11 protein-coding genes and 3 pseudogenes are annotated in these 14,979 nt (G+C 56.2%); 9 read left to right on the top strand and 5 right to left on the bottom strand.

Annotated features, from left to right (window positions below; genetic code table 11):
• Positions 1-118 precede the first annotated feature (118 nt).
• The 5 genes and pseudogenes from MKFW12EY_RS22810 to MKFW12EY_RS22795 all read left to right on the top strand — a co-directional run.
• A complete protein-coding gene (locus MKFW12EY_RS22810) occupies positions 119-1,063 on the top strand; it encodes an efflux RND transporter periplasmic adaptor subunit (RefSeq protein ID WP_245006535.1) in 945 nt (314 codons plus the stop codon).
• Positions 1,063-4,146: an efflux RND transporter permease subunit gene (locus MKFW12EY_RS22805; protein ID WP_221054698.1), complete on the top strand. Its 3,084-nt coding sequence runs from the start codon at positions 1,063-1,065 to the stop codon at positions 4,144-4,146. Before MKFW12EY_RS22810 ends, MKFW12EY_RS22805 begins: the two co-directional genes overlap by 1 nt.
• A gap of 455 nt (positions 4,147-4,601) precedes the next feature.
• A complete protein-coding gene (locus MKFW12EY_RS22800; protein ID WP_082409821.1) occupies positions 4,602-4,940 on the top strand; it encodes a CopG family ribbon-helix-helix protein in 339 nt (112 codons plus the stop codon).
• Positions 4,937-5,044 (top strand): annotated as a pseudogene (locus MKFW12EY_RS23130) (hypothetical protein); the annotation flags it as partial. The gene MKFW12EY_RS22800 and the pseudogene MKFW12EY_RS23130, both read left to right, overlap by 4 nt.
• An 81-nt stretch (positions 5,045-5,125) precedes the next feature.
• Positions 5,126-5,563: pseudogene (locus MKFW12EY_RS22795) on the top strand (DEAD/DEAH box helicase); the annotation flags it as partial.
• 7 nt (positions 5,564-5,570) lie between these two features.
• On the opposite strand, the gene MKFW12EY_RS22790 reads toward MKFW12EY_RS22795, so the two are convergent.
• The 5 genes from MKFW12EY_RS22790 to MKFW12EY_RS22770 all read right to left on the bottom strand — a co-directional run bounded on the left by MKFW12EY_RS22790 (position 5,571) and on the right by MKFW12EY_RS22770 (position 8,723).
• Positions 5,571-6,950: a hypothetical protein gene (locus MKFW12EY_RS22790; RefSeq protein WP_064023703.1), complete on the bottom strand. Its 1,380-nt coding sequence runs from the start codon at positions 6,948-6,950 to the stop codon at positions 5,571-5,573.
• An 80-nt stretch (positions 6,951-7,030) separates the two neighbouring features.
• Positions 7,031-7,348 carry a helix-turn-helix domain-containing protein gene (locus tag MKFW12EY_RS22785; RefSeq protein ID WP_054761722.1) on the bottom strand — a complete coding sequence of 106 codons (318 nt, stop codon included), beginning with the start codon at positions 7,346-7,348 and terminating at the stop codon, positions 7,031-7,033.
• A complete protein-coding gene (locus tag MKFW12EY_RS22780; RefSeq protein ID WP_054761721.1) occupies positions 7,329-7,715 on the bottom strand; it encodes a type II toxin-antitoxin system RelE/ParE family toxin in 387 nt (128 codons plus the stop codon). The genes MKFW12EY_RS22785 and MKFW12EY_RS22780 overlap by 20 nt, the downstream gene beginning before the upstream one ends.
• A 142-nt stretch (positions 7,716-7,857) precedes the next feature.
• Positions 7,858-8,040 (bottom strand): WGR domain-containing protein, encoded by a 183-nt coding sequence (locus tag MKFW12EY_RS22775; RefSeq protein ID WP_231879490.1) that lies wholly within the window; start codon positions 8,038-8,040, stop codon positions 7,858-7,860.
• A gap of 62 nt (positions 8,041-8,102) precedes the next feature.
• Positions 8,103-8,723, bottom strand: a complete 621-nt coding sequence (locus tag MKFW12EY_RS22770; protein WP_054761719.1) for a recombinase family protein — start codon at positions 8,721-8,723, stop codon at positions 8,103-8,105.
• Between the two features lie 378 nt (positions 8,724-9,101).
• On the opposite strand from MKFW12EY_RS22770, the pseudogene MKFW12EY_RS23125 reads away from it, so the two are divergent.
• The 4 genes and pseudogenes from MKFW12EY_RS23125 to MKFW12EY_RS22750 form a co-directional block, all read left to right on the top strand.
• Positions 9,102-9,376 (top strand): annotated as a pseudogene (locus MKFW12EY_RS23125) (transposase); the annotation flags it as partial.
• Between the two features lie 371 nt (positions 9,377-9,747).
• Positions 9,748-11,973, top strand: coding sequence for a type I secretion system permease/ATPase (locus tag MKFW12EY_RS22760; protein WP_221054670.1), 2,226 nt, complete (start codon positions 9,748-9,750; stop codon positions 11,971-11,973).
• The gene (locus tag MKFW12EY_RS22755; protein WP_064024172.1) at positions 11,970-13,313 is read left to right on the top strand and encodes an HlyD family type I secretion periplasmic adaptor subunit; all 1,344 of its coding nucleotides are present in this window, start codon (positions 11,970-11,972) and stop codon (positions 13,311-13,313) included. Before MKFW12EY_RS22760 ends, MKFW12EY_RS22755 begins: the two co-directional genes overlap by 4 nt.
• On the top strand, positions 13,303-14,853 hold the full coding sequence (locus tag MKFW12EY_RS22750) for a TolC family protein (protein ID WP_245006534.1): 1,551 nt from the start codon (positions 13,303-13,305) through the stop codon (positions 14,851-14,853). The genes MKFW12EY_RS22755 and MKFW12EY_RS22750 overlap by 11 nt, the downstream gene beginning before the upstream one ends.
• Positions 14,854-14,979: the final 126 nt, after the last annotated feature.

Genomic DNA, 14,979 nt, shown 5'->3' with positions numbered 1-14,979 from the left:
TCATTATTTCCCTGAATTCAAGACTAGAATCTGTATGAACCGCGTGTCTCCAAACCACAAACTGTTGTTGTCGGCTATAGTGCTTGTTACTGGTAACCTATTGGCTGCCGAAGCAACTGTGCCGCCTGCCAAAATCGAAAACCCGGTCAAGGAAATCAATTTGACCCAAGTCGTTTTGGCACCCGAAGCCGCGAAGCGGCTGAGCATCGTCACCACTAAAGTTGAAAAACGACCGCTGACGCGCACCCGCTTATTCGGGGGCGAGATCACGCTACCTGCCTTGAACGGTTCAGGAAAAGCGAACAAGCAATCGGTTTATACCATCCTGCCTTCGCTGGCACCGGCGGAATTGGTGCGTTTGGCGCAATCGCAAATCGACGCCGACGGCCAAGTGGAACAAGCCAAAGTACAAGTGCAAGCCGCGCAAATAGCCTTGAATCGCGCCGAACAGATGCGCCGCGACAAGGTGGGCACCGAACGCTCGGTCGATGATGCGCGAATGCAGCTAGGCTTGGCCGAGGCCAATCTGAAAACCGCGCACGAACGCCGCGATTTGCTCGGCCCCGCGCTGTTGGACGTCAACAACCGCAGCACGTTTTGGGTGCGGGTGCCGGTCTATGTCGATGATATAGCCGGATTGAATACCGCCGCCCAGGCGCGTGTCGGTGGGCTGACAAATTCGTCCGAGAATGCCACTCGTCTTGCCTTGCCGGTGGCGGCGCCGCCTTCCGCTAATCCGGCTGCCGCCACGGTCGACTTATTCTATGAAGTCAAGAATTCGGATGCATCACTACGTCCCGGTCAGCGCGTTGGCGTGTCCATCCCGTTGCGTAGCGATGACGAAAATCTCGTCGTACCGTGGTCGGCGCTTGTGTATGACGTAAACGGTGGCAGTTGGATATATCAAGCACTGGAATCCAATATTTATCAGCGCCGACGGGTACAGGTGCTGCGAGTGGTTGGCGATCAAGCCGCCGTAACGGGCGACATCGCGGCCGGTATCGAGGTGGTCACCGCCGGCGTGGCCGAATTGTTCGGCACCGAATTTGGAGTCGGCAAATGATGCGCTGGCTGATTTCCGTCGCCTTACACCAACGAATATTAGTGCTGGCTTTGGCGATTGTCCTGGTGATTTTCGGTGTGCAAGCCGCCCGGCAAATGCCGCTGGATGTGTTCCCGGAATTTGCGCCGCCGCTGGTGGAAATCCAGACGGAAGCACCCGGACTATCGACTGAGGAAGTGGAAAACCTAATCACCGTGCCACTAGAAAATGCAGTCAATGGCACGGCCTGGTTGAAAACCTTGCGTTCCAAGTCGGTGCTGGGCCTGTCTTCTGTGGTCTGTATTTTCCAGGAAGGCACGAATTTGATGCGGGCTAGGCAACTGGTGCAAGAGCGAGTCGCCACCGTCACTCCACGCCTGCCGGCTTTGGCTCGCGCACCGGTGATGCTGTCGCCGTTATCGTCCACCAGTCGGGCGCTGAAAATCGGCATTTCATCAAAAAACCTGTCACAGATGGAATTGTCCGAATTGGCTTTATGGACCATTCGCCCAAGGTTGATGGCGGTGCCGGGTGTGGCCAACGTAGCCATTTGGGGGCAACGTGATCGGCAGTTACAAGTGCTGGTCGATCCGGACCGACTGGCCGCCAACGGCGTGACGCTGGATGCGGTAGTGCGTGCGGCGGGCGATGCGGCCACCGTAACGGCTGGCGGCTTTGTTGATTTGCCTAATCAGCGTTTACCAGTGACGCATGTGTCGCCGCTGCAAACACCGGACGATCTGGCGCGAACCGTGGTGCAATTCACCGGCGGTGTTCCACTGCGCTTGGGCGATGTGGCGGACATTTTCGAAAGCCACCCGCCGCCGATTGGCGATGCAGTGATCAATGATGGTCCGGGATTACTGCTGATTGTCGAAAAACAACCCTGGGGTAACACCTTGGATGTGACGCGCAAGGTGGAAGCGACCCTGGAAGCTCTAAAACCTGGCCTGCACGACGTCGACATCGATCCAACCATCTTCCGTCCGGCAACCTTCATCGAACGCTCGCTGCAAAATTTAAGCGACGCGTTGATCTTGGGTTGCATACTGGTCGCAGTGATTCTGATCGCTTTTTTGTTCGAGTGGCGTACCGCCGTGATCAGCCTGTCGGCGATTCCGCTGTCGCTGTTGGCAGCCGCCTTAGTGCTGTATCTGCGTGGCGGCACCCTTAACACCATGGTGCTAGCCGGTCTGGTGATTGCGGTCGGTGAAGTGGTGGATGACGCGATCATTGATGTCGAGAATATCATGCGCCGTCTGCGCCTTAATCGCGAGGCGGGCAGTCCGCGGTCGCCTTTCCGAGTCGTGTTGAAGGCGTCGTTGGAAGTGCGCAGCGCTGTGGTGTTCGCCAGCCTGATCGTGGCGCTGGTGTTTGTGCCGGTATTCTTCCTAGACGGCTTGGCCGGTACCTTTTTCAGGCCGTTGGCATTTTCCTACCTGTTGGCGATTTTGGCCTCGCTACTGGTCGCGTTGACGGTGACCCCCGCCTTGTGCCTGATGCTGTTACCCAATGCGAAGCAGCGCCAGGGGGATGCACCGCTGACACGGGTTTTGAAACGGCATTATCGCAAGCTGTTACCGGCAATCGTCAGCCGTCCGCAATGGGCGACGGGTTTTCTGTTAGTGGCGTTTGTATCGACAATCATCGCGTTACCGCGACTTGGCGAATCGTTTCTACCCAACTTTAAGGAAACCGATTTTTTGATGCATTGGGTTGAAAAGCCTGGCACCTCGCTGGAAGCCATGCGCCGTATTACGGTACAAGTTAGTAAGGAACTGCGGGCGATCCCCGGTGTGCGCAATTTCGGTTCCCACATTGGCCGGGCCGAAGTTGCCGACGAAGTGGTAGGGCCGAACTTTACCGAGTTATGGATTAGTTTAGACACGGTGGTTGATTACGACAGTACCGTGGCAAAAATCCAGGCCGTCGTCGACGGTTATCCGGGGCTTTACCGGGATGTGCTGACGTACCTGCGCGAACGGATCAAAGAAGTGCTGACCGGTGCCAGTGCGACCGTGGTGGTGAGGCTGTATGGCCCAGATTTGGGAATCCTGCGAGATAAGGCCGCAGAAGTCAGTCAATCCATCGCTGATGTACCCGGCATCGCCAACCTGAAGGTGGAACCACAAATAGTGGTGCCGCAGATACAGATGCGACTCAAGCCGGACGTGGCGGCCAACTTCGGCTTGACAGCCGGGCACGTGAGGCGGGCCGCTGCTACCTTGATCAAAGGCAGCAAGGTCGGCGAAATTTACCGTGACCAAAAAATCGTCGATGTCACGGTTTGGGGTCATGAACGAGTGCGCCATGACCTTGCCGCGCTCAGATCGCTTACTATCGATACGCCATCCGGGGCGCGCGTGCCGTTGGGCGATGTGGCCGACATCGATATGGCGCCCACACCTAACGAGATCAAACGGGAAAACGCATCGCGCCGAATCGACGTCACCTGCAACGTCAGTGGCAACGATTTAGGCGGCGTGGCGCGGGAAATTGAAAGCCGCGTGAAGAGGCTAACGTTCGCGCAAGGCTATCACCCGGAGTTTCTAGGCGAATACGCGGCACGACAAGCATCCAGCGAACGGCTGACCTGGCTGAGTTTGGCTTCATTGCTGGGTATCCTGGTGTTATTGCAGGTCGATTTTCGCTCACTACGCTTGGTCTGTCTGGTGGCATTAACCTTGCCGTTCGCGTTGATCGGGGGCGTTGTGGGGGCGTTTTTAAGTGGCGGCGTGCTGTCGCTCGGCTCGCTGGTCGGCTTTATCACCGTGCTGGGTATCGCCGCGCGGAACGGCATCATGTTGTTGAGCCATTACCGACATTTGGAACAGGAAGAAGCTGTCCTATTCGGACCTGACTTAGCGCAGCGCGGCGCCGAAGAACGTCTGGCACCCATCCTGATGACAGCGGCTTGCGCCGGATTGGCCTTGCTGCCGTTGATCCTGAAAGGCAACGTACCCGGCCACGAAATCGAATACCCCATGGCGGTAGTGATACTCGGTGGCTTGATGACCTCGACCTTGTTGAATCTGTTTTTGATGCCTTCCCTGTATTGCAGGTATGGCAACACTACAGTACAAAAGTTAAAGGAGGTTATGTGAATTGAGTGTCAGGACACGGGTGACGTGCGCCCATTGACAAGTGTATAAATCGGACTGCAGTGGCCTTGTCAAATCTGTTGTTCACGAACTTGGTGCCAATTTACAAGGGGATACCAACGAGATTTCAGGTTTTATTCAACAATTACCACCAATGGGATTACCAGCGCCCCATGGGCGAGTGAGAGTAAATTGGTGCCGGCCGATTTTAAAGGCCAAGAACACGAATCACTTCACACCCATGGTCATATGGTGGTTGTCGTCGCGGGTCCCCCTGGCTCACAATAAAACATCCTCGGCGGGGACTGCGGGGCCGTCCATAACTTTGCGGATTTTCGCGCGGTATTCCTCCAACAAGCCCTTGACCAAATATCGATCATTCCCGATTTAAACTCTACCCCCACGTGATCAATCTGCTTTATGATTACACGTGAACCACAAATAACCAGAGCGTAGCCATGGCCACAGAAGCATTTACCGTTAGAACCGAATCAGACATCGTGCATCAGCTTGATAGCATGGCCGGGGCGTTGGATCGTTCGCGTAACTACCTTGTCAATCAAGCCTTGCGCGAATACCTGAAAACTCATGCCCGGAAAATTGAGAAAATTACCCAGGGCATAGCCGCTGCTGACCGTGGCGAAGTCATCGAGCATGAAGACGTGATCAAGGAATTGGAAGTCATCGCACAACCTACAAGCGGCGACGATTTCTTTGACTGTGCCGGCATCTGGGAATCACGAGAAATCGACCAAACTACCATTCGTGTAAAAGCCTGGCCGGATCAGCGTGGATGATTCTCTGCGACACCAATATCTTGATTGAATTCTACAAAGGCAATCCAGCTATCATCCAAACTCTCAGAGCCATAGGATCGGCTAATATCGCCGTCAGCGTCATCACCAAAGCCGAACTGTTTTACGGCGCTAGAGACAAACAAGAACTGGCCAAAATCGAACGCCATTTAGGGTTGTGCCATTGCTACGGCTTCTCGCCGGAACACTACCCGGCACGACCGCCGTATTACGCCGGCCGTTACAAATTTCAAAAGCACTTTTTCCCTATCATCGAGGATTTGAAGGCCCAAGGTGAAGAGTATGAGTGTGCCAAGGCGATTGATAGTTTACCGGAAGTGAAATATTGGATTCGGAACCTGGTTCGCCGGGATCATGCCTCGTTTTGGCTGCCGTTGGCTCATAACCGCTTTTACCCTGATTTTGTCTGCGAACTGACGGACGGCCGGATGTTGGTCGTCGAGTACAAGGGCGAAGCCTATGCCAGTAACGACGATTCAGCCGAAAAACGTGCGGTAGGCGAGTTGTGGGCGAAATCCAGCCAAGGGCGTTGTTTATTTATCATGGCTGTCGAGCAAGATAATCAAGGCCGAGACGTTAGGCAGCAGATTCAAGATTTGGTGTAATTTATCGCTATGTGTAGAACTTCGTCCCCATTTCCTGGAAGAAATGTTTATACCGTTCGCCGAATTCAGTCATTAGCTTCCGGTTTAACAACGGATGTGTGCTGCACTGTGCGCATGTAGAAACAACATCTCTATAGATTGATGCCGGAACCTTTCTTTCTCCCTGATAATTCATTAAGAGCTTTCCGCCTAATTGATCAGTTGTTTTACTTCCCCTTTGGAACATGAATATATTGGGGAGTCTGCCATAGGCAGAAAAAACAACATAACGCCAACTCGGGTCTGGAGTTCCCTTTTCAGGAAGTACCTCCACCGAATACTCCAGGTCCCCGCCATTACTCAGTTCTTCATAAGCAATAGAGCACTTTTTCGGACCTTCTGCAATTAACACACAGGGGCCGATTGCATCGTAATCAACAAATCTAGCACTTGCTTCAATTCCTAGCAGTTTTGACAAATCTTCCCTTTCAGTCTCAGGTAATGCCATCTGGCCATTAAGGAACCAAAGCAGTTGTTTTACTGTAATGCCGATAGCCTTAGCAATGTCGCCCGGTTTATTAGGCCAACAATCCACCAGTATTTTTGCTTTGAGCGCACAACGTCGGTCCCAATCCTCGTCGGTTATGTCATCAATATTTTCATCCTCGCCACTCAGCAGCCAGTAACAGCCAGGTTTTGTCTCATGCCGCCAGAAATGCATTTTCTGATTTTGTGGGACAGTTGTTTCCCATGAGGAAAGCCAGGAGCCGCTAACCCAATCCAATTTTGAGGGGCTCAAAACCGTATTTCTGGTCTTAAAAGGCAACGCCATCCATTTTGAGGCCTGTTCTTTGACTGCGTTGTTTCCGATCCATTCCCACCTGCGACCATTGACGTGCCCGTTGTGAATATTCAAGGCATGATCATTCAACTCTTTAACATCGTTGATGACATGGCCATCACGGTTGTACCAACCAAGTTCCAGTCCGCGTTGTTGAGCAACACGCAATGAGGCCGAGAATTGCTTATCCCTCCCATCAGCGATTTCAAGCGATATGCCGCCAATATGGTCGAGCGATTTTTGCAATTGAGGGCATGCATTGGCAATGTGACGATTGATCTTCAGCTTATCGGGGTATCCACGGAGGCCAGACGCCTTTTCCCAGCCTTCCAGCAAAACGCCAGATAATGATCTTGGCTCATCGAGTAGAGAAAATGTCTGCCATTCAATTTGGGTTCCAGGGACAGTAAGCCCGTATAGAACCAGCGGCTTCAAATCGAATTTTTCCGCATCTTTTAATCGAATCGGATCGTTAACAAAAACAATACCTTTATCGGCGTGTAGAAAAACGTGTTTTGCGATTGCGACATAGAAATGGTGTTCGCGAGTGTAAGCCGTTAAAGTCATGATGATAAGTGGGCGCACACCAGCACAATGGCATCGCGAGTTAAGGGGGCTATTCTTCTTGGTTAAGCCAGGCTTTGGTTTTAAGCAATCGCTTCCAGCCCGTTTTTGGCGACCAGAGACAGAAGCTTCAATGATGCGCCTTTGGGGTGCTTCTCACCTCGCTCCCATTGGCTGACCAGGCCGGTCGTGACGTTCAAATGCCGTGCAAAAACGGCTTGGCTTGCGCGTTCACGCAACCGAAGCGCTCGGATTTCTTCTGGTTGCAAGGGGTTGATTGGCGTTAGGCACAATTCATCGAATTTGCGCATAGTACGCTTATCCATGACGCCCGCCTCATGCAGACCCTCGGCGGTTTCATGCACGGAGGCCATCAAACGGCTACGGTATTGTTTTTTCATTGCAGATTACCTCTATCAATGTCTTATTTGCCAATGCGCAGTTTAGTGCTACTTCGTCATACTCCAGCATGACAGCCGCTAATTTCCGCAAAGCGACCAATTCATCGTCATCTATGTTGGCTTGCTCATTTTTGGCGAAACCGTGTACAAAGAACGCCAACGAACCTATGCGGAACAAGATCAGGGTGCGGAACCCGCCCGATTTGCCACCACCGCTACGGGCGACACGTTGTTTAATGACGCCGCCGCCTAAATCAGCATCCAGGAATCCCTTTTCGGCATCACTGACTGCCTTACAGAGGCTTGAATCGTCTATTCCTGATTTTTTGGCAAATCGTGTGAACGCCTTGTTTTTGAATATTCGCACGCCTGCTCTGTTGCCATTTTCGTCTTTTGAATATAGCGCTTAGTGTTATAGTTTGCAAGAAAAGACCAAGTTGTTGACCGCGAGCCCTGTATTAATTTCGCAGCGCATAGAATACGGACTGGAGTATATTCAATGCTCCGCATCAGTTTTCTGCGCGAAGGGCTCGATAGCCTTTTTTACATTTGGCCGTGCATATCTTATTCCCGGCGACAATGGCTTCTTCCTGGGTCTCGAACCACTCCTTCCTGACTGTGCCTGGAGAACCTACCCCGCCCCATTCCTTGATCAACGACCAATCATTGAATAGACCAGGCGTTACAAACATCTGATAAAAACGATGCATGTTGTCTTTGTCATCAGCCGTTCCAAATAGACGTGGTTCATCACTTACTCCCCAGAAGAGTTGACCGACTTTTCACTTTGCGGTGATTTCAACGCCGCTTCCCGAATCCGCATAATGGTTTGCCGGGTGGTCTTGAATTCCCGAGCTAACTCCGAAACGTTGGCGCCTGCGGCCAAGCGTTTGACAACGTCAGCACGAGCTTCCGCATTGAGTGCCGGCGGCCGACCGAACTGTTTCCCCGCTGCCTTCGCGCGACTAATGCCCGCTTGGGTTCGCTCAATCAGCAAGTCACGCTCAAACTCAGCAACTGCTGCGATAACCTGCATGGTCATCTTGCCGGCAGAACTGGTTAGATCAACCCCGCCTAACGCCAGACAATGAACGCGCACCCCGGACTCAGAAAGGTGCTCGACCGTGGCCCTGACATCCATGGCGTTGCGACCGAGCCGATCCAGTTTGGTCACCACCAACACATCGCCCGCTTCCAGTCGCTCGATCAATTTATTAAAGCCAGGTCGTTCTTTCGCCGCGACTGAACCGCTGATACTTTCTTCAATCAAACGATGCGGCTGAATGGCGAAACCGGCAGACTGAATTTCCCGGCTTTGATTTTGGGTCATCTGGTCCGTGGTCGACACTCGACAGTAAGCAAAGACGCGTGACATGCGCTAATTCCGTCCGAAAGGGATGTACGAATTATAACACATGTCCGTAATTCAAGTGGCCTACTTTAGTACATACCCTGTGAGGACTGTCCGAAACCGGTCGATTTTGGACATTTATGCCAGAAGATGACTACACTCCTTTTGTTACCATTAAAATCTATAGGGTGTCATTTTCAGAGTCTGGCTTCAAACATCAAGCCCGCAGACACGACCATGCCAATCCCAGACTCATTGCCCTGATCTTCTAAGGCCCAACAATGACAGACATACTCCATGCGGCTCTTTTATGCCCAACAAATAATCATGGGCAGTATCGGTGTGCACCCAGTAATATGAGCGAAAGCCATACCTTCGTGTTTTTTCGAGCGACTATAGCCGTTCGCATACAAGAACCACGTCAACGTTGATAATGCCCACAAGCTGGTGCGCAAATACGCCGCCACCGATGCCAGCGTCCACGACTCCCAAGCCCTGAACGGCTTGCTCGATAGCGGCAACACCAGCCGCGACGTCTGGGCCGACAGCGCCTATCGATCCGAAGCGACCGAAGCCGGATTCACCGCAAAGGGGTTCGCGACAAACCGCTGACCGACCGGGAAAAACAAGGCAACAGCACCCGATCCAAAACCAGTTGTCGGGTCGAGCACGTGTTTGCCTGGATGGTGCATATTCCGATCAAACCCGCCACCGATTCCGACTTCAAAGCCGCCACGCATTCCGATACCAAAACAGCCGTTGGCGCCGATGGTCTATTTCACGGCGCAAATGTTGACGATGTTTCAATCTTAGCGTTCGCGCGCATTGCCGACCGGTTCCCCTAGACAAATGCGGCATCGCAAGCTAGATTTGCCCGGTCTTTTCGCCGATCGGGTTTGCCGTTAGCGGCGAGGTTTGAAGTTATTTAACGCTATTCCATTCGTCTTTTGCCAAGGATGCCAGTGCTCGATTCGCGACTACTCCGCTTGATCAGTGAGTTCAGGTGGGGTTCACTCACAGACCTTTCAGCCTCGACCAGCCGTTGTAAATGAACTCTACCACCCCAATCCCCGCCGACCTGGATACCGGTCTGGCCGCGTTGTTGATGATGGCCGCCTTCCACGGCGTCGCCGCCGACGAAGCCGCCTTGCGCCACGAGTTCGGGCCGGCGTTGGTGCCGGATCGCGAAGGGCGCTGTCGCTTCGATAACCGAGCACTGCAACTGGCCGCGCAACGCTTGGGCTTGACCGCCAAGCCGCGCCGGCAGGATCCGAAACGTTTGGCGCTAGCGCCGTTGCCGGCGATCGCGTTGGGCAAGGACGGCCGTTATTTCATCCTAGCCAAATACGATGCCGGGCCGCCCGCGCCTGCCGGCCCTGACCAAGGCGGGCCTGCGCCCACCCATGGCGGCTCACCCAACGCCGGCGGCAAAGCCTTGATCCAGCGCCCCGGCGAGCCGCCGGCGGTGATGACCCTGGCCGAATTGCTGGCGAGTTGGACCGGCGAGCTGTTGTTTTTTACCTCCAAGGCCAGCTATGCCGGCGAGGCGGCCCAGTTCGATTTCACCTGGTTCATTCCGGCCTTGATCAAGTACCGCAAACTGTTCGGCGAAGTGTTGTTGATTTCGCTGGTGTTGCAGCTGATCGGTCTGGTCACGCCGCTGTTTTTTCAGGTGGTGATGGATAAGGTGCTGGTCAACCACGCGATGAAGACCCTGAATGTGATCGCGATCGGCCTGATCGGGGCGATGCTGTTCGAAGCCGCCTTGTCCGGCATCCGCACTTGGGTGTTCGCTCATACCAGCAGCAAGATCGACGTGGAGTTGGGCGCCCGCTTGTTCAAGCATCTGCTAGCGCTGCCGACCGCTTATTTTCAGGCCCGCCGGGTCGGCGATTCGGTCGCCAGAGTTCGCGAGCTGGAGAACATCCGTTCGTTTCTGACCGGTAATGCCATCACCTTGCTGCTGGATTTGCTGTTCTCGGTGATCTTCATCGGCGTGATGCTGTATTACAGCGCCTGGCTGACCCTGATCGTCGTAGTATCGATACCGCTGTATATCCTGTTGTCGGTCGTGTTTACCCCGGTGATTCGGGCTCGATTGGACGAGAAATTCAACCGTAGCGCCGAAAGCCAGGCTTTTTTGGTCGAGACCATCAGCGGCATCGACACGGTCAAGGCCATGGCGGTCGAGCCGCGCTGGACCCAACACTGGGAGAAGCAACTGGCCGCTTACGTTACCGCCGGCCTGTCGGTCACCCAAGCCGCCACCTTGGCTGGCGGCGGCGTCAATCTGATCAGCAAACTGGTGACCGCCGCGATCATGTGGCTGGGCGCCACGCTGGTAGTCGACGGTCAGTTGACCGTCGGCGAACTGGTGGCCTTCAACATGTTGTCCGGCCAGGTCTCGGCCCCGATTTTGCGGCTGGCGCAGCTGTGGAACGACTTTCAGCAAGTCGGTATTTCGATGCGCCGCTTGGGCGACATTCTCAATACCCGCAGCGAAGTCATGGGCCAAAAGACCCGGCTGCCGCGGATTGCCGGCGCCATCGAGTTCGACCAGGTGTCGTTCCGTTACCGGCCGGATGCGCCGGACGTGATTCGCGCGGTCGACTTACGCATCGCGCCGGGCGAAGTGATCGGCATTGTCGGTCGCTCCGGCTCCGGCAAAAGCACCTTGACCAAGCTGGTGCAGCGCCTGTTCGTACCGGACCGCGGCCGGGTACTGATCGACGGCCACGACATCGTCATCATCGACACTGCTTCGCTACGCCAACAAATCGGCGTGGTGTTGCAGGAAAATACTCTGTTCAACCGTTCGATTCGCGACAACATCGCCTTGGTCAATCCGGCCTTGCCGTTCGAAGCCGTGATCGAAGCCGCCAAACTGGCCGGCGCCCACGAGTTCATCTGCGAATTGCCGGAAGGTTACGACACGCTGGTCGGCGAACACGGCACCGGTTTATCCGGCGGCCAGCGCCAACGCATCGCCATCGCCCGGGCGTTGATCAGCAATCCGCGCATCCTGATCTTCGACGAAGCCACTAGCGCCTTGGACTATGAGTCTGAAAAAGTCATTCAGGACAATATGCGCCGCATCTGCCAAGGCCGCACCGTATTGATCATCGCCCACCGCTTGTCGGCGGTGCGCGATGCCAACCGTATCGTGGTCATGGAGCGCGGCCAGATCGCCGAGACCGGCCGGCATCAGGAATTATTGCAAGTGCCGAACGGCATCTACGCCCACCTTTACCAATTGCAGCAGGCCGGCGCATGAGTCTGCGCTACCGCTGGCAAGCCTACGCCGAACTGTGGGGCCGTTACCGCGACACCTTCCGTTACTTTTGGCGGCAGCGACGAGAACTGGATAGTCCGCCACGTTCGAACGACGAAGCCGAATTTCTGCCGGCCGCCCTGGCCTTGCAGGCCCAACCGGTCTCGCCGCTGGGCCGCGGCGTGGCCTGGTTGTTGATGGCACTGGTCGCCGCAACGCTGGCCTGGGCCTGGTTCGGCGAAGTGGATATCATCGTCAACGCCGCCGGCAAAATCATCCCCAGCGCCCGCACCAAAACCATCGCCTCGGTCGATACCGCCAGCGTCTCGGCGATTTACGTCCGCGAAGGCCAGTTCGTCCGCCAAGGCGAGCCGATATTGGATCTGGACAGCAGCGCCTTCGATGCCGAACGCGACAAAGCCAGAGCCAATGTCGTCGAAGCCCGCTTGCAACAGGCCAGGGCCCAAGCGTTGATCGACGCTATCGACCGCGGCAGGCCACCGGTTTTGGTGCGACCCGCACAAGTAGCCGAAACCAAATACCAAGCCGCGTTGGCGCACCTGGAAGGCCAATACCGCGACTTCACCGCCAAGCGGCAACGCCTGGACGGCGATATCGCCCGCTACGCCTCGGCGCTGCCGCTGGTCGCGCAACAAGCCCGCGACTTCCAAGCCCTGGCCGAGGCCCACGATGTCGCCCCGCACGCTTATCTGGAAAAGGAACAGGCCCGCATCGAACTGCAAGGCCAACTCGACAGCGCCAAAAACCAACGCGCGGCGCTGATCGCCGAAACCCGCAAACTGGCCTTCGACGAACACACCCAAGCCGGCAAACTGGCCAGCGACGCCGAACAGGACGCCGCGCGCGCCGAGGGCCATGGCCGTTTGCTCAAACTGAGCGCGCCGGTGGCCGGCACCGTACTGCAACTCGCGGCCCACACCGTCGGCGGCGTGGTCGCGGCGGCCCAACCCTTGTTGCAGATCGTGCCGCAAGACAGCACGGTCGAAGTGGAAGCCAGCCTGGAAAACAAGGACATCGGCTTCGTCCAGGAAGGGCAAAGCGCCGAAGTCAAGATCGACGCCTTCCCCTATACCAAATACGGCACCGTCACCGGCCGGGTGGCCTATGTCTCGCGCGATGCGATTCAAGACGAGAAAAAAGGCTTGATCTACAGCGTGCGTATTGCCCTCGACCAGGCGACGCTGGCGGTCGACGGCCACGATGCGGCGCTGTCGCCCGGCTTGTCGATCCAGGCCGACATCAAAACCGGCCGGCGCAGGGTCATCGAATACGTACTGACGCCACTGTTGCAGCACGGCCGGGAAAGCTTGCGTGAGCGTTAAATCCGGAACGGCGCGAACCGTGTGCCACCCCCGCCGTTCGAGCAAAGTCATCACGCTGGGTTTGGCGCTGAGTCTGTTACCGGTACCGGCGCTGAGTTTTGATTTAGCCGCCGTACCCAACATCCCCGACCTACTCGACGATCCGCTCGATACCCGGCCGCCGGTGCTGGAGCAAGGCGCGGTATTGCCGGGCGACAGGCGCGGTATCCTTTGCCCTGTCGAAAAGGATTTTACCGTGCCGTTGCTGTTGGACGAGGCGGTGGATCTGGCCTTGTGCCACCATCCGCAAGCCCAAGCCGCCTGGGCCGAGCTCAAGATCCAAGCCGCCAATCTCGGCGTGGCCAAGGCCGGCTATTGGCCGACCGTCAATGCGGCGGTCAACCATCTGAACAGCTATTACCAATATCCGGACTCGCCCCTCCCTTCGAGCGAAACCGACGGCTTTACCTTATACGGCAATCTGAGTTGGCGCTTGTTCGACTTCGGCGGCCGCGCCGCCAATCTGGCCGCCGCCAACTGGCTGTTGACCCAGGCCTTGGCCAACCAGGACGCGGTGTTTCAACGCCTGCTGGACGGCGTGATTCAAGCCTATTTCGACGCCCAAACCGCCAATGCCCAACGGCAGGCCAAGACCGACAGCGAAGCGTTGGCCGGCCAAACCCTGGCCAGCGCCCGCCGCCGCGAGGCCAGCGGGGCCAGCAGCCGTAGCGATACTCTGCAAGCCGAAACCGCCCTGGCCAAGGCGGCATTGGGGCGCAGCCGGGCCGACGGCGATTACCGCAAAGCCTTGGCGGTACTGCGCCAGGCCATGGGGATCGCCCCGGAAACGGCACTGACCCTGCCGGAGAATGCCGAGCCTGAGCAAACGGGGGAAACGCTGGCCCAAGACGGCCGCGACCTGCAAATCTGGCTGGCCGAGGCCAAACGTCGCCATCCGGCCATCGTCGCGGCCCAGGCCCAATGGGAAGCCGCCAAGCAGCGCATCGTGCAAGCCCGGTCCGAAGGCCTGCCGACGCTGGACTTCAGCCTGAACGCCTACCAAAACGGCTACCCCAATCAAGCCCTGTCGCAAAGCCAAACCCGGGTGGAAACCATCGGCATCAACCTGACCATCCCGCTGTTCGAAGGCTTTGCCCGTACCTACAAAATCCGCGGCGCGCAAGCCCAGGCCGAACAACGCGCGGCCGAACTGGCCGACACCGAGCGACAAACCCTGCTGAACGTGGTCAAGGCCCACGCCGAGGCCGAAGCCGCGCTAAACAATCTGAGCTATTCGGCGACTTGGCTGGACAGCGCGCAAACTGCCGTCGCCAGCTCGCAGCGGCGTTACGACAAAGGCGCCGCCGACATCCTGGAACTGCTGAATACCCAGACCGCACTGGCCGACGCCCGCCAGGAGCGCCTGCGCACCCTGGCCGACTGGCGAGCCGCCCGCTTGCGCTTGTTCACCAGCGCTGGCCTGCTGGGCCGAGACATGATCGAACAGGCCGAAGGGCCAAAGGCAAAAGGTCAGTCGGCCATCGTCACTCCAGAAAGATGAACTCAAAGGATCGGCGTTCGCGTATTCGACGGCTAAAGCATGTCGAATAAGCCAAACAAAGACGAAATCTGATCAGTGGTATCAATATCGATGCCCGAAACCTAATCGTCCCCAAAGCAAAACACC

This window comes from Methylomonas koyamae, from assembly GCF_019669905.1.
GTDB classification, from domain to species: Bacteria; Pseudomonadota; Gammaproteobacteria; order Methylococcales; family Methylomonadaceae; genus Methylomonas; species Methylomonas koyamae.
This window is presented reverse-complemented; position numbering and strand designations above follow the sequence as displayed.